The sequence below is a fragment of the Longimicrobium sp. genome, assembly GCA_036389795.1.
In the GTDB taxonomy this organism is placed as follows: domain Bacteria; phylum Gemmatimonadota; class Gemmatimonadetes; order Longimicrobiales; family Longimicrobiaceae; genus Longimicrobium.
Map to the genome: position 1 here is coordinate 1 of DASVWD010000035.1, position 16,496 is coordinate 16,496.

Consider the following 16,496-nt stretch of genomic DNA (forward strand, 5'->3'; position numbering starts at 1 on the left):
CACTGCTGCCTCCCGTAGGAGTCTGGGCCGTATCTCAGTCCCAATGTGGCCGATCATCCTCTCAGATCGGCTACGCGTCGTCGGCTTGGTGGGCCGTTACCCCACCAACTACCTGATACGCCGCGAGCCCCTCTATGAGCGCTCCCTTGCAGGAGCTTTCCTCTCCCCCCCAATCGAAGGGAAGAGCGTATGCGGTATTAGCCCGGGTTTCCCCGGGTTATCCCCCACCCACAGGCAGGTTGCTCACGTGTTACGCACCCGTTCGCCACTGACCTGCCCCCGAAGGAGCAAGCCCGTTCGACTTGCATGTGTTAAGCGCGCCGCCAGCGTTCGTCCTGAGCCAGGATCAAACTCTCCATTAGAGATTTCGATTAGCTCGATGAACGAACGACTGTTGTCGTTCATTCGGAATTTCGTGTTGACCATGTCCCGTTTTCTCGGCACTGGAGGACACGATGCCTCCAACCGGCCCGAAAGCCGGCGTGCCACGGGGCGCCCTGGTTCAAGCACTCCCACTGACCCGTGTTGTCAAATCTCCGCGGGCCGCTGACCCGCTTCGTTATGGCGTCCAGACCAGTTTCACCCGGTCCGCCGCGTTCGCCCGCCCTCATTCGAGCGAGCCTTTCAATCTAACCCCGCCGGCTCCTTCCGTCAACCCCCGAAGCGCTTCCGTTTTTTCGACTTCGCTTCGCTGGTGCGTCGGGCTAACTCGTTCAATCTAAACCACTTGCGCTCAGCCGTCAAGGGGAGATTCCTTCTTTTTCGCCCCGCGGCCCGTCCGACCACCGAAGTTCGGGCGGAGCCTTCAAGAATACATCCCTCAAGGCCCCTCGTCAACCCCCTCCCGGGAATCGACCGCACTCCGGTTTCAAGCGGGTTCCGAAGATAAACCGGAACAATACATCCGTCAACGGGTGGCTCGAATCGGCACCAGCCTCGAAAGACCCGTCGATCTCGCGGAGCCACCGGCGAGAGACGAGAGAAAGGGCCGGTTCGGCATGGCAGGGTGGTGCCCACAGGATGGATCCGCTACCTTCTTACATTCTTTATCCGACATAACCCTGTATTGCAGGAACGGCGTGATCGGGCACGACGGTTTCCGGTCGCATTCCTGCGCTAGCGCCTTCCACGTCTTCTCGCGTAGACACCGAGGTTGTCAGCGCTGGAAGCAGGTGGAGGCCGATCCGATCCATCTACACCAAGGGAGAGCACCATGAAGAAGCTGCGCCTGGAGATCGAGGAGCTGCGGATCGATTCGTTCGGGACCGACCAGCAGGCCGAGGAGCGCGGGACGGTAGCCGCGCACGAGATGATCACGCAGGGCGCCCCAACGTGCTACCACTGCACGCGCTTCGGATGTCCGGAAACCGACCTCTGCCTCTGACCGGAAACCCTGACACACGCTCGCGAATCCGGCCCGGATAGCGTGCAGGCGGCGCCTCGACGTAGATCACGCGCAGACGGCTGCCAGGTGGCAAGACGGATTCTCTCTCCCGGCCGCCGGGAGAGGGAATCTCCTTTATCGGCAAGCGGTCTGGAACGCGAAAACGGCTGCCCGACGCTGAGTCGCGTCGTGACAGCCGTTTCCGAGGGGTGAGCGAGGGGACTTGAACCCCCGACCTCCAGGGCCACAACCTGGCGCTCTAACCGACTGAGCTACGCCCACCGTAAGTCAAACACACCGACAGCCTTCCAGCGCGCCAGGCTGGGCTCGAACCAGCGACCTACGGCTTAGAAGGCCGTTGCTCTATCCAACTGAGCTACTGGCGCACAGTCGGGGCGCCCGGATTCGAACCGGGGACCTCCTGCTCCCAAAGCAGGCGCGCTAACCGGACTGCGCCACGCCCCGGTTGACCGGGAGCGGTGTAAGTTAGCCAATACATAGGTTTGCGTCAACCCCGCGGCCGCAATGCGGACACCCCGGCGCGCGCGGTTTTGCCGCCGTCCTCACCCCACGGCGGCGCGCTGCTTCCGGTGCAGGTCGGCGGTGCAGCCGGTGGTCAGGCGCACCAACTCGTACAGCTGCTCGGGGGTGAAGTGGCTGCGCTCGCCGGTGCCCTGGATCTCGATGATCCCGCCGGACTCGCGCGCCACCAGGTTGAGGTCCACCTCCGCGCGCGAGTCTTCGGAGTAGTCGAGGTCCAGCAGGAGCCGGCCGTCCACCACGCCCGCGCTCACCGCGGCCACGAACTCGCGGAAGGGCGACGGCGCCCCCGTCCTCCCGGCCAGCCAGGCGCAGGCGTCGTACAGGGCGACGGCGCCGCCGGTGATCGAGGCCGTGCGGGTGCCGCCGTCGGCCTGGAGGACGTCGCAGTCGACGGTGACCTGCCACTCGCCCATGGCCGCCAGGTCCACGCAGGCGCGCAAGCTGCGGCCGATCAGGCGCTGGATCTCCTGGGTGCGGCCGCCCACCTGGCCGCGCTCGCGGCGGTTGCGGGTGTTGGTCGCCCGCGGGAGCATGGAGTACTCGGCGGTGACCCACCCCTCGCCGCTGCCCTTGCGCCAGGGGGGGACGCCCTGCTCCACCGAGGCCGTGCAGAGGACCCGCGTGCGCCCGGCGGTGACCAGGCACGACCCTTCCGCGTACATCGCCGCGCCGCGCTCCAGGGCCAGGGGGCGCGCCTCTTCCGGCCGCCGTCCGTCCGCCCTTGCCGCTCCCTCACCCATCCTGCTCCCCCTGACGCACGCGTTCCAGGATCGAGGTGGTCGAGCGCCCGGGGACGAGCGGCGCCACCACCACGCGCCCCCCGGCGGCCTCCACCTCGGCGGCCCCGACGATGTCTTCCTTCCGGTAGTCGCCGCCCTTGACCAGCACGTCGGGGAGGAGGGCGGCCACCAGCTCGCGCGGGGTGTCCTCGTCGAAGAGGGTGACGTAGTCCACCGCGGCGAGCCCCGCCAGCACGTAGGCGCGGTCGTCCTGCGGGTTCACCGGCCGCCCCGGGCCTTTCCCCAGGCGGCGCGCCGAGTCGTCCGTGTTCACCCCCACCACCAGCACGTCGCCGAGCGCGCGGGCACGGGCCAGGTACTCGACGTGGCCGCGGTGCAGCACGTCGAAGACGCCGTTGGTGAAGACGACCTTCGCCGCGCGCGGACGCCGGAGCCGCTCCAGCAGCTCGCCGCGGGAGACGACCTTCGCCGCCGGATCGGCCGGGGTCACGGCGCGGCGGGCTCGGGGACCACGGGCGCCATGCCGCGGACGCGGGCGAGGATGCGGTCCGCGCCCATCTCCACCAGCCGCGCGGCCAGGCGGCGGCCGAGCGCGGCGGCGTCTTCCGGCGACACCGCCCCGGACCCGGACTCCGCCTCGAACGGGAGGCACTCGGAGTCGCGCAGCACGCTCTCGCCCTCCACGTCGGCCACCAGGCCGTGGAGCGTCAGGCCGTCCTCGTCGGCGTGGGCCAGCGCGCCGATCGGGATCTGGCAGCCGCCTTCCAGCGCGGCCAGGAAGGCGCGCTCGGCGGCGGTGCAGGCGGAGGTGAAGGGGTCGTGGAAGCCGCCGAGGAGTCCGCGGACCCGCTCGTCGCCCGCGCGGCAGACGACGCCCAGCGCCCCCTGCCCCACCGCCGGGAGCCACTCGGCAGGGTCGAGGTATGCGGCAATGCGGTCCGCCCAGCCCAGGCGCAGCACGCCGGCGGCGGCCAGGACGATGGCGTCGTAGTCGCCGCGGTCGAGCTTCGCCAGGCGGGTGTTCAGGTTGCCGCGCAGGTCGAGCACTTCCAGGTCCGGCCTGAGCGCGCGGAGCTGGGCCCGGCGGCGCAGCGAGCTGGTGCCGACGCGGGCGCCGGGCGGCAGCGCCGCCAGGCTGCCCGTCTGCCCCGGCGGGAGGATGAGCACGTCGCGCGGGTCCTCGCGGCGGCCGATGGCGGCGATCTCCAGCCCATCGGGAACGCGGGTGGGGACGTCCTTGAGCGAGTGGACGGCCAGGTCGGCCTCGCCGGCCAGGAGCGCGGCGTCGATCTCCTTGGTGAAGAGCCCCTTGTCGCCGATCTTCGCCAGCGGGACGTCCGTGATGCGGTCGCCCGTGGTCTTCACCACGGCGATCTCGACGGCGGCCGACGGATCCGCCGCACGCACGGCGGCTTCCACCGCGCGCGCCTGCCAGAGCGCCAGCTCGCTCCCGCGCGAGGCGATGCGGATGGGAGCCGCCCCGGAACCCGCCGATCCGCCGGACGGTCCGCGCGTCACCCGGGCCTCTGCGCGGGGGTGAGTCGATTCCTCACTCGTTCCTCGTTCGGAATGACGGCGGAATCCCGGGGCCGGATCACCACTGCGACTGGGCGCCCTGGATCAGCTTCTCGATCAACTCCTGCAGGGCGCGCTCGCGGCCGGCCTCGACCGACTCGCCCTGGGGGTTGTAGTTGCCGACGGCCGAAATCGAGCTGCCGCGCCAGAGCACCGCGTCGTTCTTCACGTCGTAGATCTCGGCGTCGAAGGTGATCTGCACGCGGCTCTGCTGGGTGTTGATGCGCCCGCCGGGGGTGGTGTTGGGGTCGATGTTCACCACCACCTCCTCGTAGCTGTTCAGCTTGCCGCGGACCACGGCGTCGGCGGTGGTCTGCGGGGCCAGGCGCAGCCCCAGGTTGCGCGGCAGCTCCTGCTGCAGCTCGCGCTGCACGTCCGTGCGGAGGAACTCGTAGGGGGTGTTGTTCTCCCACAGCTCCACGTAGACGGTGCGGATGTGCGATGGCAACCCGCCGCCGGTGAAGCGGTAGAAGCACCCCGCCAGCAGGAGCGCGGCGGCGAGCGCGGCGCTAGCGGCCCGTGCCCGGCGGATTCCAGGTGTCATCGGGGAACGAGGCGACATCGGTGGACGATTCCAGCGTGAGGTTCAGGTTGCGCAGCGCGATCCACTCGCGGTAGCGGGCCGAGCGCAGCGCCCCCGTGTCGGCGTACTCGAGGTCGACGGACTCCTTCAGGGCGCCGCCCTGCACCCGGCGCAGGTGCACCAGGCGGCTGGCGCGGGCGCGGTACTCCAGCGTCCCCTCGGCGCCCAGGTCGTAGCGCAGCGTCACCTGGCCGCCCTCGTCCGCCGCCGAGACCAGCCGGGCGCCCGAGGGCGGGTGGACCACGCCGACGGCCCCCCAGAGGAGCGCGGGCGACGGGAGCTTGAAGCGCTCGCCGACGGCGGGCGGCACGCGCGGGGTCTCGTCCACCAGCGCGGCGGCCAGGTACGTCTCGCCGCGGGGGCCGAAGAGGTCCATGCGGAAGCGCGTGGGCGCCACGTAGCGCGCCACGCCGCTGCCGCGGAAGCGCGCCCCGGCCTCGTCCAGCTCCCAGGCGAAGCGCACCTGCCGGGGCGAGGCGGGGAGCGTGGCCCGCCGCAGCGCGGCGGCGATGGAGTCCTGCCGCGGCGCCGCGCCGGCGGCGGGCTGCGGCGCCGGGCCCGCCGCCGGGCCGCCCTGCGTCGTCGCCGCGGGCGTGCAGGCGGCGAGCACGACGAAGAGTGCCGCGGCGGTCGTGGGAGAAGTCATGAAATTACGATGACGATTCACGTCAGCGAACCTCTTCGATGCGGAGGATGCGGTCGCCGGGAAGGACCCGGCCCACGACGTCCATCCCCCGGGTGACCCGCCCGAAGACGGTGTAGCCGCCGTCCAGGTGCGGCTGCGGGGAGTGGGTGAGGAACCACTGGCTCCCGCCCGTGTCCGGCCCCGAGAGCGCCATCCCCAGGGTGCCGTACAGGTACGGGTGCCGGTTCATTTCGTCGCGGATGGCATACCCCGGACCGCCGGAAGTGTCCCCCCGCGGGTCGCCCCCCTGGATCACGAAGTTGGGGACCACGCGCGGCCACTCCTGCCCGTCGAAGTACCCCCGGCGGGCGAGCGCCAGGAAGCTCTCCACCGTGAGCGGCGCGTCGTCGGCGAACAGATCCACCTCGATCTCGCCTCGGTCGGTGACGATGCGCGCCCGGGGCCGCGCGCCGGCGAGCACCGTCCGCTCCACGATCCGCCGGTAGTCCCCCTCCGGGCGCCCGGTCTCGATCGGCAGCGGCGGCCCCCACGGCGCGGCCAGCGTGTCGCCGAGCGCGGCGGCCGCGCGCTGGCGCACCAGGTAGTCGCCGGAGCGCGGGAAGCGGGCGAAGAAGGCGCGGCCGATTCCCTCGTCCCTGCGGCGCAGCGCCCCCAGCGCGTCGAGGGCGGCCAGCGCGGCGTCGTTCAGCGAGTCGCGCTGCGCCCGCTCGTACGCGTCGAGCACCGCCGGCGCCGTGGCGGGGTCGGCGAGCTGCTGGAGCCCGGTGAGCGCGTTGTAGCGGGCGATGACGTCGGGGTGCTCGAGCCCGGCGAGCAGGAGGCCGCGGATCGGCCCTACGCTGTCTCCCGCCTCGGCGACGGCGGCCTCGAGCGCCGCGGCGGCCACGCGCCCGTCGCGGTCGCGCGCGAGCTCGCCGACGCGGTCCCAGGCGCGGAGCGCGGCGTAGGTGCGCGCGGCGGCGGAGCGCGGGCGCCACCCCTCCTCGCCCGCGAGCGCGTCGGCCGCGGGCCGGGCGTCGGCGGGCGCGACCTCGGCGAGGGCCGCGAGCGCGGTGGTGCGCAGGAAGACCGGCCGCGAGCGGTCGAGCGCGGTCTCGCGCAGGTCGGGGGCGGCGGCGGCCGCTTTCCCCGCCAGGCGGCCGAGCGACTCGGCGGCGGTGATGGCGAGGTAGACGTCGTCCCCCCTCAGCAGCTCGCGCAGGCGCTGGAGCGACTCGGGCGCGTCGTAGGTGCCGAGCGCGCGGACGGCGTTGACGCTGACGGCGTGGTCGGGGTCGCCCGTGGCCGTCCGCAGCGCCTGGAGCGCCCGCGCCGCGCCGACGGACGAGGAGTCCGCCAGCGCGCGGGTGAGCGCGCGCACGGCGAAGGAGCGCACCAGCGGCTCGGGATCGGCCACGCGGGCGAAGAGGGCCTCGGTGCCGCGCGGGTCGGGGCGGCGCGAGAGGGCGTACGCGGCGCGCCAGCGCACCTCGGGGTCGGCGGAGTCGAGCCAGGGGAGGATCGGCGCGGCATCGGCCGGGCGCGGGTAGCGCCACACGGCCAGCAGCGCCTGCCCGACGGCGCGCTGCACGCCGGGGCCGGTGCGCGGGGCCGCGCGCAGCAGCGCCTCCACCGCCTGCCGGCCCGCGGCGGCGCGTGGCATCTTCCCCAGCGCGAGCGCCGCCTCGCCGACCACCGTCGGCATCGCGGCGATCCGGTCCGCGGAGACGTAGCGAACCAAAGTGGGGACGGTCGTGGTGTCGCCGATCTCGCCCAGCGCGAAGGCGGCGGTGGCGGCCACGGAGGTGTCGGGGTCCGCCAGGAGGCGCACCAGGAGCAGGACGCCGCGCCGGTCGCCGATGCGGCCGGCGGCCAGGGCGGCGCGGCGGCGCAGCGCGGGGCCGGGCAGCGCGGCGGCGGACTCCAGCGCCCGCGCGTCGTACTCGCGGCGGTCCTCCAGCCGCAGCAGCGCGGCGTGGACGTCGAGGTCCGACGCTGCCGCGGCGGCGCGGGGGGCGGTGCCGGGCGGCGGCGCGGCGCAGGCGGCGAGGAGCGCGAGCGAGGCGAGGAGGAGCCGGGGGTGCCGGGGGTAGGTCCGGGGGCGGCTGAAGCCGCGGCAACAACGGCAGGAAGCCTCGCCGGACCACCTTCGGCGCGGCGTCGGGTGCGGGGCGCGGCGAGGCTTCAACGGCGGAACGGCAACGGCGAGGGTTGGGAGATGGGGATCGATCATCATCTACTCCGTGACGCCGTTGCGGAAGGCTTCCAGGAGCGCCGGGGGCAGGGTGCGCGGGGTGCCCGTGGGGTCGATGGCGATCAGCGAGGTGCGGGCGGTCACCAGCTTCTTCGTCCCCCCGCCGTCTTCGACGCGGTAGATCTCGTACAGGAAGGTGACGCCGCGCGAGCGCACCTGCTCCAGCGTGGTCACCACGCGCACCAGGTCGTCGTAGCGCGCGCTGGCGTGGTAGCGCAGCGAGGCGTCGGTGACGGCCAGCAGCACGCCGTCCTTCTCCACCTCGGCGTACGACTTCCACAGCCGGCGGATCAGCTCGGTGCGGCCGATCTCGCACCACGGCAGGTAGTTGGCGTGGTAGACGATCCCCATCTGGTCCGTCTCGGAGTAGCGGGCGCGGAGCTCGACGGTGCAGGACGGGGGCGCGGACGTCATTCCTCGGGCAGGGCGCGGCGTGACGAGGGGCGGATTCGGTCGGGGGATTCTACCCGCCGGGCGGGCGGCGTGTCAAACGCGGCTTGTCGCGCCGCGGGCGCCCGGATAGCTTGCCGCTCCCATGAGCGAGAAGCCCGTCTACGTCGTCTCCGACACGCACCTGGGCGCCGTCCCGCGCGAGACGGAGCGCGCCTTCCGCGGCTTCCTGGACCACGTCTCCACCGAGGCGTCGGCGCTCCTCATCAACGGCGACCTCTTCGACTTCTGGTTCGAGTACCGCTCGGTGATCCTGCGCGAGCACTACCGCGTGGTGGCCAAGCTGGCCGAGGTGGTGGAGGCGGGGGTGCGGGTGTGGTTCGTGGGCGGCAACCACGACGCCTGGGGCGGCAGCTTCCTGCGCGACGAGGTGGGCGTGGAGCTCCTCCAAGGTCCCGTGGAGATGACGCTGGGCGGGCGGCGCGCGCTCGTCGCCCACGGCGACGGCGTGGGCCGCGGCGACTTCAAGTACCGCGCGCTCAAGACGGTCATCCGCCACCCGCTGTCCATCGGCGCGTTCCGGCTGCTGCACCCGGACCTGGGGCGGAGGATCGCGCTGCGGGCCTCGACCACTGAGCACAAGGCGGACGGCGGCGACGCGGCGGCGCGCGGCCGGGCGCGCTTCATCCGCGGCTGGGCGCTGGAGCAGCTCCGCGAGAACCCGGCGCTGGAGCTGGTGGTCGCCGGCCACGCGCACCTGGCGAGCGTGGAGGAGGTGGAGCCCGGCCGCTGGTACCTGAACTCGGGCGACTGGCTGCGCGACTACAACTACGCCGTGCTCCCCCCGGGCGGCGGCGCGCCGGAGCTGCGGCGGTGGGGTGCGGGCGACGCACAGCGGTCGGATTGAGAGGCTGCGTCATCTCCCCCGTCGACTGAAGCGCAGAGTCCGCGGCCGCAGCCCGAAGGGCTTTCCGTGGTTCCAGCGAGCGTCTTCAGGCGCTCGCGATCGGATAACTCTTGCGGGATCTGCCGAATCGCCCAGCATATTGTACCGCGCCTCGGCAGCAGGCGTGCTGCACTCCTCTCGCGGGTCCCCTGGCCGACGTCGCCATGCGCCACTCGCCGGGCCCGGGAGAATCCTCCCGGACCACTCGCGATCCCGTTCCCCTCCCTCTCCAGCGCATGGCCGTTCGGCCGCCACCTCAACCCGGAGGTGCATCCATGAACCGCAACGCGCTCTTCCCCTCCACCGCGGCCGTGCTCGCGCTCGCGGCGCTCGGCTGCTCGGAGCCGCCGTCGGCGCCCGAACGGGCGGGCCCGCCATCGGCGCTCCTCTCGTCGGCGGCGGACTTCGTCGTCCTCGGGCCCACGGACCTGGGCACCTTCGGATGGCAGCACGGGTTCGGCTTCGACATCAACGACCGCGGCGAGATCGCCGGCCGCACGGACATGGGCGACCCGAACTTCCCCGACTCGACGCACGCAATCTTCTGGTCGGCGGGCACCGGCCCGGTCGACCTGGGGACGCTCGGCGGCACGCGCTCCGACGCGCGGGCGCTGAACAACCACGGCGTGCTCGTCGGCATGGCGCAGAAGCCCGGCGACACCTCATTCCAGGGGCACCCGACGGTCTGGAAGGTGGGCAGCCACGGCCAGCTGGTGGAGACGATCGAGCTCGGCCCGTTCGCCCACGGCTCCGCCGCGGCCGTGAACGACCACGGGGTGGTGGCGGGCTTCTTCGCCGCGAGCCCCACCGGGCCGCCGACCGCCTTCACCTGGAGCGAGAAGGACGGGCTCTCGCCGATCCCGCCGCTGGGCGGGGCCAGGAGCCTGGCGGGCGGGATCAACGACTTCGGGGACGTGGTGGGCGCCAGCACCGTGGCGCCGGGCTCGCCCCTGCACGCCGTAGTCTGGTGGAGGGACGGCGCCGTCACCGACGTCGGCACGCTGGGCGGCAACACGCAGGGCGTGGCGATCAACCGCCGGGGCGAGGTGGCCGGCTTCGGCTCGCCGTGCCCCACCTGCCAGCCCGAGGCGTTCTACTGGAGCGCGGAGACGGGGATCGTCGTCCTCGGCACCTTCGGGGGGTTCCGCAGCTTCGCCTTCGGGATCGACGACGACGGGCGCGTGGCCGGCTGGTACCAGACCGCCGACCAGGTCCGCCACGCGTTCGTGTGGACGCTCGAGGGCGGCAAGGTGGAGCTGCCGAGCCTGGGCGGGCCCAGCACCGTCACGGGCGCCATCAACGACCGTGGCCTGCTGAGCGGCCGCTCGGAAGACGCTGGCGGCACCTGGCGTGCGGTGATCTGGGAGCTGGAGAAGGACAACTCCTGACCTCCTGCGCCACCGACGGCTTGCTGGCGACACCTCGACCTGCGTCGTGCTCTCCCCGGGCGGCGGCGCGCCCGGAGAACGACGAAGGCATGACGCACGACAGGCTCGCCTACGCGGACATCGCGGACCAGTACGCGGCCGCGGTCGACACCAAGCCGCACAACGCGTATTACGAGCGCCCGGCGACGCTCTCGCTGCTCCCCCCGCTCGCCGGCCTGCGCGTGCTGGACGCCGGCTGCGGATCGGGGTGGTACGCGGAGCACCTGGTCCGGCAGGGCGCCGACGTCACCGCCTTCGACGTCGAGCCGCGCTTCGTGGAGCTGACCCGGGCCCGCGCGGGAGGCAACGCGCGGGTCCTCCAGGGCGACTTCGCACAGCCGCTGCACTTCGCTCCCGACGCGGCCTTCGACCTCGTCCTCTGCGCCCTCGCGCTGCACTACGCCGAGGACTGGGAGGCGGTGCTCGCCGAGTTCGCGCGCGTCCTCCGCCCGGGCGGGCTGCTGGTGTTCTCGACGCACCACCCGTTCATGGACTGGCGGGAGTTCCAGACGGCGGACTACTTCGCCACCGAGCTGCTCGAGGACGACTGGGGCTTCGGCGCGGTGAGGTTCTACCGCCGCCCCCTGACGGCGATGGTGGACGCGCTCGCCGGGGCGGGGTTCGTGGTCGAGCGGCTGGTGGAGCCGCGGCCGACGGAGGAGTTCCGCCGCGCCTACCCGGAAGGGTACGAGAAGCTCCTCAGGAATCCCTGGTTCCTCGTCATCCGCGCCCGGCGCGCCCCCTGACATGGGATTGCCCCGTCTTCGTCCCGTCGTCTACGTCCGCTTCTCGCCCGAGCAGCTCAAGCTGCGGCTGGTGGGGACCTCCGTCAGCCTGGTGGATTCGCCCGAGGTGGCGTACGATCCGCGCGACCAGCGGGTGGTGTTGATCGGCCGGTCGGAGCACGTGCAGCCGGGGCCGGCCCTGGAGGTCGGCAACGGGTTCGCGCACCCGCGCACCGTGATCGGCGCCGTCGAGCTGGCGGAGATCGCGCTGCGGTACGCGCTCGAACGGCTGCTCGCGAGCGCCGGCAGGCGCTGGCGTACTCACCTGCGGCCCGACCTGGTGCTCCACCCCCTCGCGGTGCCCGAGGACGGACTCAGCTCGTTCGAGTACCGGGGGCTGGTGGACTTCGGGAAGCGCTGTAAATGCCGCCGGGTGCGGGTCTGGGTCGGGCACGAGCTCACCGACGCCGAGATCCTCGCCGGCAACCGGCAGCCGAAGCGGCGGCTGCTCCGGCGAGCGAGGGAAGCCCGTGACGGCGAGCGCTGATCCGGAAGCCGGGCGCGTCTACCTGGCGTGCCGCCGCGTGATGGAGATGGTGCATCATCTCCACCGGCTCGGCTACGAGCGGCTGCGCCTCCTCCCCGGCCTGGCGCCGTCGGGACTCTACTGGCGCTGCAGCGTCTACCCGGTCGGCGCGGGCGGGGCCCCGGTGCCGGGCGAGGAGCTCCGGCGCGAGGAGACTCCCCGCTATTCGAGCGGCTCGGGGATGGCCGTCTTCGGCTGGACGGACGCGGAAGGCGACACGCCCGCGGAGCTGGCGGCGAAGTTCGTCGCGCGCTTCCCCGCGCACGCGGCGGCCGGGCTGGGGCCGGACCCGGAGTACGCGCGGTGGTACGCCGGGATGATGGAGAAGACGGCGCCGCTGGGCGTCGTCTACGGGTACGCCGACTACCCGCTGCCGGAGAAGGTGATGAGCGTCGCCAACGCGCCGCCGGGCACCGTCGTCCCCCTGCCGCCGGGGTGGACGCCGTGAGCGCCGGGGAGCATCCCCGATATGAGAGGGTGTCGCCAATCTGACCTTCAACTAACGATGTCATCCTGAGGGCGCATGCGCGCAAGTCTTTATTGCTCCAGAGCTTGTGCGCCCGAAGGATCTGCGGGTGGGGACTCGCGCGTCAGGCGGCCTCACGCTCGGACCCGACCCGCAGATCCTTCGTCGCCGCCCGGTATCCGCTCATTCCGCTGGTCCCGCGCGGCGGCTCCTCAGGATGACAGCGAATGCCGGCTCTTCTATGCGGATCTTGTACGACCGCGGCCGGCCCTCCAGCGCAGAGGGCCGGCCGCTTCTCACTCACACCCGGCCAGACGGCGACACAGGCATCACCCGGACGGGAAAGCACTTCGCACTTCGCACCTCGCACTTCGCACCGCTACTGCAGCTGCACCGAGATCGCGCCGATCACCGCCTGGTCCGAGGACAGGACCCTGGCGGGGTCCACGTCTTCGGTGTAGCCGCGCGGGACGAAGGTGAGGGTGAGCTCGGCGTCGTTCCACTGGCCGCGGCTGCGCAGGTACGAGTACGCGCGCAGCAGGCTCAGCCGGCGCAAGCTGCCCCCGTGTGCCGCGTGCAGGGTGTCGGACTGCGCGGGGATGCCGAAGAAGTCCAGGTTCCCCGTGAAGTTCGGGCTGCCGTACGTCGTGTCCCCGGCAGCCGCGGACAGGTTGGCGTACACCTCGTAGTACACCCGCGGCGCCTGCAGCAGGGCAACCTCCTGCAGGAGCAGCACGATGTCGTTCCCCTCCCCGCCCTCCTCGAACTTGCGCAGCGCGTCGGCGGCCCCGGCCGAGAGCGGCACGCGGACCGTGACCGGCCTGGCGCCCAGCCGCACGCCCACCTGCGCGTCGGCCACCGGCTCCCCCACGCCCCGGGGCGGGCGGGGGCCGACGGCGTCGGACAGCCGGGCCGCGTCCGCGTCCAGCGCCGCCACCAGGGTGGGCTCGGCCACCACCGGGCTGCACTTCACGTAGCGATAGCAGAGCTGCTGCACCGTGTTCACGATCTGGGCGCCCGTCATGCCCACCTTGGCCCCGAACTCGTTGTAGAAGTAGAACACGTCGGTGGTCCACGGCGGAGTGGTGGGGTTCGCGCGCCCGCCGCCCATGGCCAGCCACACCTCCCACAGCCGGTCGATCTGGGCGTGGTGCAGGTAGAAGATGGGGTCCAGCGCGGCGTTGGGCACCGTCCCCATCCACCCGCCCACGGCCACGTGCACGTTGCCGTGCGGCGTGCCCTCGAGCGAGCTCTGGAAGCTGGTGAACGGGATGAGCGCCAGCGCGGCGCCCGGGTCCACCACGCCGGGCGCCAGCGGCGTGCCGCCGTTGACCGAGGGGTCGCGGTTGGACGTCCACAGCACGTTGGAGGGGTCGGCCGGGAGGCGGAAGGGGGCGGGCAGGTCGCGCTGCCCCGTGGGCGTGTACCCCCAGTACGGCAGCGCGAAGCTGGGCACGCCGGCCGCCGCCCGCACGATCCGCTCGAACCAGTACAGGTACATGCGGTGCCACGACAGGAAGAACAGCGTGCCGTGCTGGCACTGGTTGTAGATCATCCCGATGATGGGGGCCGTGGTCCAGTGGATGGCCCGCTGCGCCAGCCAGCTGGTGGGGTCGTTGGCCGGCCGCGACATCATCACCTTCACCCCCTTTCGGTACGCGATCAGGTCGCTGCTGTACTCGGTCAGGCAGTAGATGTTCTGGCGCAGGTGGATGCCGTTGGCATCCAAGTCCCTCAAGATCTCGTCCCCGACGCCGAGCGTGGGCGTGCCGGCCGAGTCGGCGCAGCTCGCCAGCCCCAGCCCGCCCAGGCCGCTCAAGGCCGTGAGCAGGAAGTTCCTGCGGTCGATGCCTGCCATGGCGTGCCTCCTCCTTCACCAGGGTGGACGGATGAGCCGCGGGCCAGGTGTCGCCCGCGGCGTGGGAAAGCTCTGCCTTTATGGGAATCGGAAGATCCACACACCGCACAGAGGGCGCATTAGGATCTGTAATCGATAGGAAGGGGAACCCCCCGCCGATGCGTCGGCGTGTCCCTCAAGTTCGATCGGTCACGGCTGTACAGTCAAGAGTTTTGCACCAATAAACGTCTGCTAACGATAGTTGTCGTAAGTGCGACGTGGCGGGCCAGCAGTCGCCCAGCGGGTGGCGCGGGCGGCGATCCGTGCTCATGTTCCCACCTGCACGCGGGCGACTCGATTCGCCGCCTGCGCCCACGAAGAACGAGGGAGGGAACGTGACCGAGGCGTCGGTGCTCTGGCGCAGGCTGGACCACCCCGGCCACGAGGCGGCCCGGCTGTTCCGCCGGGGCGAGCGCTGGCACCTGGCGGGAACGGCGGTGTTCGCGCACGGCGAGGAGCCCTGCCGCCTCGACTACCTCGTCGTCTGCGACGGCGCGTGGCGGACGGTCTCCGCGACGGTCGCCGGGTGGGTCGGGGAGAAGGAGATCGGGGTCGAGATCTCGGTCGACGGCGCCGGGCGGTGGCGGATGAACGGCGAAGAGGTCCCGGAGGTCGAGGGGTGCATCGACGTCGACCTCAACTTCAGCCCGTCCACCAACCTGCTGCCGATCCGCCGGCTGGGCCTCGCGGTCGGCGGGGAGGCGGAGGTGCGGGCGGCGTGGCTGCGCTTCCCGGGCTTCACGCTGGAGCCGCTCGCGCAGCGCTACCGCCGCCCGGGCGAGCGGACCTACCGCTACGAGAGCGCGGGAGGCCGCTTCGTGCGCGACCTCCCGGTGAACGCGGCGGGCTTCGTCACCCGCTACCCCGACTTCTGGGAGGCCGAGACGGAGGAGGAATACGAGATCTGGTAGGCGCGGGAGAGATCGGCGCCCGGTGAGCGCCCGTAGGGGCGAGGCCTGCCTCGACCCGCGGGTGCCAGCCTCCGTGCGACAGCCTGGGCTTACGTGCCGATGCCGCCCCCGGTTCGGACTCGCAGGCTCGTCCTTACGAATTCATCAGCGGAGACGAAGCTCGAGTCACCCGCCCAGGTTCGCCGGCACCGCCAGGCGCGTGAAGTCCGGGCGGGTGAACACCCCGTTGTCGTAGTAGCCGCTGTTGATGAGCAGGTCGAGCTGCGGCGGCGCCGCCAGCCCGCCCACCAGCACGCTCTGGCCGGCGTCAGCCGGGACGTAGCCGCCGTGGCGCACGCCGCAGGGCGCCAGGAGGCAGTCGTACGAGCCGGGTTCCAGCCAGCCGTCGCCGAGCCAGCACGGGTTGCCGCCCCACCAGTTGATCACGCACTCGTCCGAGACCGGGTGCGTGTGGATGTCGGCCGTCATCCCCGGCGTCATGCAGGCGAAGTTGAAGCCGGTGGCGCCCGTCCCGAAGCCGGCGAAGAGGATCAACAGCATGGGCGCGGTGCCGTTGGAGGCACTGGAGCCCTGCACCAGCCCCTCCAGCGCGCCGCCGTAGAAGGCGTTGAACAGGGCCCCGCCACGCCGGATCTCGTCGTTCGAGAGGTTCCAGGCGCGGACGTCGAGGTTCGAGTCGTGGAACGCCATCTCGTTGTCGGCCCCGTACTGCACGCGCTTGGTGTTGATCTTCGCGTAGTCGATGGCGTCGAAGTTCATCACCTTGTGGGTGGCGTCGTAGAAGCCGGCCGGCTGGTACAGGTCGAACTGCGGCGGCGAGATGCAGCTGACCACCACGAAGTCGGCCTGGCTCCCCGCCGGGCTGCGGATCGCCCGCTCGGTGGTGGCCGGGAAGTAGGCGATGTCGCCGGGCTCCACGTCGAGCCACTGCCCCCGCAAGTACACCTGCCCCTTTCCCTTGAAGCAGACCATGGCCTCCTCGGCCATGTCGTAGGCCCAGCTCTCGCTCGCCTGCCCCGGCCTGACCGTCATCACGTGGACGGACTCGGTCTGGAACCCGTTGCCCGGCCAGGCGATCGGGCGGGTGTCGATCCCGTGGGTGGTGATGGAGATCCCGTCGCCCAGGTTGCTGAGCGCCCCGCTCTGCTTGATCTGGGTATGCGTCCGGTACCGCTCCCAGTAGCTCTCCAGCTCCATGATCTCCCCCTCGTTTCAGGCAGGTAGATAAAAGAACGGCAACCGACCGCGATGTCGCGGGACATCAAACCGAAGCATTCCTCCGACCACCACGAAACTCGCCAATATTCGTTGGAACAGATTGCGCGTCAACGATGGCATTGCAACGGCGTTGGAGCGGAGGAAGAACGGCCTGGCATCGGTATTGGATCGAAGCCAACCTGCCGGCACCGCCGGGTAGATCCCTCGGGGCGCTACCGCGCCCCAC

Annotated in this window: 17 protein-coding genes, 3 tRNA genes and 1 rRNA gene; 7 read left to right on the plus strand and 14 right to left on the minus strand. The window is 71.8% G+C overall.

What is annotated here, in order from left to right; genetic code table 11:
- Positions 1-362: ribosomal RNA gene (locus VF746_04320) — 16S ribosomal RNA — on the minus strand; the annotation flags it as partial.
- Between the two features lie 851 nt (positions 363-1,213).
- Between VF746_04320 and VF746_04325 the strand changes: the two genes are divergently transcribed.
- Positions 1,214-1,384 carry a hypothetical protein gene (locus VF746_04325; protein HEX8691624.1) on the plus strand — a complete coding sequence of 57 codons (171 nt, stop codon included), beginning with the start codon at positions 1,214-1,216 and terminating at the stop codon, positions 1,382-1,384.
- Between the two features lie 208 nt (positions 1,385-1,592).
- Here VF746_04325 and VF746_04330 read toward each other — a convergent pair.
- The 10 genes from VF746_04330 to VF746_04375 form a co-directional block, all read right to left on the minus strand.
- A tRNA-His gene (locus VF746_04330) sits at positions 1,593-1,666 on the minus strand.
- Positions 1,667-1,696: 30 nt separating this feature from the next.
- Positions 1,697-1,770: transfer RNA gene (locus tag VF746_04335), tRNA-Arg, on the minus strand.
- A 4-nt stretch (positions 1,771-1,774) separates the two neighbouring features.
- Positions 1,775-1,849 (minus strand) — tRNA-Pro (locus tag VF746_04340).
- A 98-nt stretch (positions 1,850-1,947) separates the two neighbouring features.
- The gene (rph, locus tag VF746_04345; protein ID HEX8691625.1) at positions 1,948-2,667 is read right to left on the minus strand and encodes a ribonuclease PH; all 720 of its coding nucleotides are present in this window, start codon (positions 2,665-2,667) and stop codon (positions 1,948-1,950) included.
- On the minus strand, positions 2,660-3,157 hold the full coding sequence (gene rfaE2, locus VF746_04350; protein HEX8691626.1) for a D-glycero-beta-D-manno-heptose 1-phosphate adenylyltransferase: 498 nt from the start codon (positions 3,155-3,157) through the stop codon (positions 2,660-2,662). Before rfaE2 ends, rph begins: the two co-directional genes overlap by 8 nt.
- Positions 3,154-4,185, minus strand: coding sequence for a hydroxymethylbilane synthase (gene hemC, locus VF746_04355; protein ID HEX8691627.1), 1,032 nt, complete (start codon positions 4,183-4,185; stop codon positions 3,154-3,156). Before hemC ends, rfaE2 begins: the two co-directional genes overlap by 4 nt.
- A 76-nt stretch (positions 4,186-4,261) precedes the next feature.
- The gene (locus VF746_04360) at positions 4,262-4,786 is read right to left on the minus strand and encodes a DUF4136 domain-containing protein (protein HEX8691628.1); all 525 of its coding nucleotides are present in this window, start codon (positions 4,784-4,786) and stop codon (positions 4,262-4,264) included.
- Entirely contained in the window at positions 4,752-5,471 is a 720-nt protein-coding gene (locus tag VF746_04365) for a hypothetical protein (GenBank protein HEX8691629.1), read from the minus strand. The genes VF746_04360 and VF746_04365 overlap by 35 nt, the downstream gene beginning before the upstream one ends.
- Before the next feature lie 22 nt (positions 5,472-5,493).
- Positions 5,494-7,638, minus strand: coding sequence for a HEAT repeat domain-containing protein (locus VF746_04370; protein HEX8691630.1), 2,145 nt, complete (start codon positions 7,636-7,638; stop codon positions 5,494-5,496).
- A gap of 48 nt (positions 7,639-7,686) precedes the next feature.
- A complete protein-coding gene (locus VF746_04375; GenBank protein HEX8691631.1) occupies positions 7,687-8,118 on the minus strand; it encodes a thioesterase family protein in 432 nt (143 codons plus the stop codon).
- A 121-nt stretch (positions 8,119-8,239) separates the two neighbouring features.
- On the opposite strand from VF746_04375, the gene VF746_04380 reads away from it, so the two are divergent.
- The 5 genes from VF746_04380 (at position 8,240) to VF746_04400 (ending at position 12,226) form a co-directional block, all read left to right on the plus strand.
- Entirely contained in the window at positions 8,240-9,001 is a 762-nt protein-coding gene (locus VF746_04380) for a UDP-2,3-diacylglucosamine diphosphatase (GenBank protein HEX8691632.1), read from the plus strand.
- A gap of 314 nt (positions 9,002-9,315) precedes the next feature.
- Positions 9,316-10,428 (plus strand): hypothetical protein, encoded by a 1,113-nt coding sequence (locus tag VF746_04385; protein HEX8691633.1) that lies wholly within the window; start codon positions 9,316-9,318, stop codon positions 10,426-10,428.
- An 89-nt stretch (positions 10,429-10,517) separates the two neighbouring features.
- Entirely contained in the window at positions 10,518-11,213 is a 696-nt protein-coding gene (locus VF746_04390; GenBank protein ID HEX8691634.1) for a class I SAM-dependent methyltransferase, read from the plus strand.
- Between the two features lie 7 nt (positions 11,214-11,220).
- Positions 11,221-11,739, plus strand: a complete 519-nt coding sequence (locus VF746_04395; protein ID HEX8691635.1) for a hypothetical protein — start codon at positions 11,221-11,223, stop codon at positions 11,737-11,739.
- A complete protein-coding gene (locus tag VF746_04400; protein ID HEX8691636.1) occupies positions 11,723-12,226 on the plus strand; it encodes a hypothetical protein in 504 nt (167 codons plus the stop codon). The genes VF746_04395 and VF746_04400 overlap by 17 nt, the downstream gene beginning before the upstream one ends.
- Before the next feature lie 397 nt (positions 12,227-12,623).
- Here the strand turns inward: VF746_04400 and VF746_04405 are convergent, their stop codons facing one another.
- Positions 12,624-14,102 carry a tyrosinase family protein gene (locus tag VF746_04405; GenBank protein HEX8691637.1) on the minus strand — a complete coding sequence of 493 codons (1,479 nt, stop codon included), beginning with the start codon at positions 14,100-14,102 and terminating at the stop codon, positions 12,624-12,626.
- A gap of 374 nt (positions 14,103-14,476) precedes the next feature.
- Between VF746_04405 and VF746_04410 the strand changes: the two genes are divergently transcribed.
- Positions 14,477-15,052 carry a putative glycolipid-binding domain-containing protein gene (locus VF746_04410; protein ID HEX8691638.1) on the plus strand — a complete coding sequence of 192 codons (576 nt, stop codon included), beginning with the start codon at positions 14,477-14,479 and terminating at the stop codon, positions 15,050-15,052.
- Between the two features lie 165 nt (positions 15,053-15,217).
- Here the strand turns inward: VF746_04410 and VF746_04415 are convergent, their stop codons facing one another.
- Together VF746_04415 and VF746_04420 are read right to left on the minus strand one after the other, a co-directional pair.
- On the minus strand, positions 15,218-16,249 hold the full coding sequence (locus VF746_04415) for a cupin domain-containing protein (protein HEX8691639.1): 1,032 nt from the start codon (positions 16,247-16,249) through the stop codon (positions 15,218-15,220).
- Positions 16,250-16,264: 15 nt separating this feature from the next.
- The coding region (locus VF746_04420) for a hypothetical protein (protein HEX8691640.1) at positions 16,265-16,496 on the minus strand (232 nt) is incomplete at its 5' end.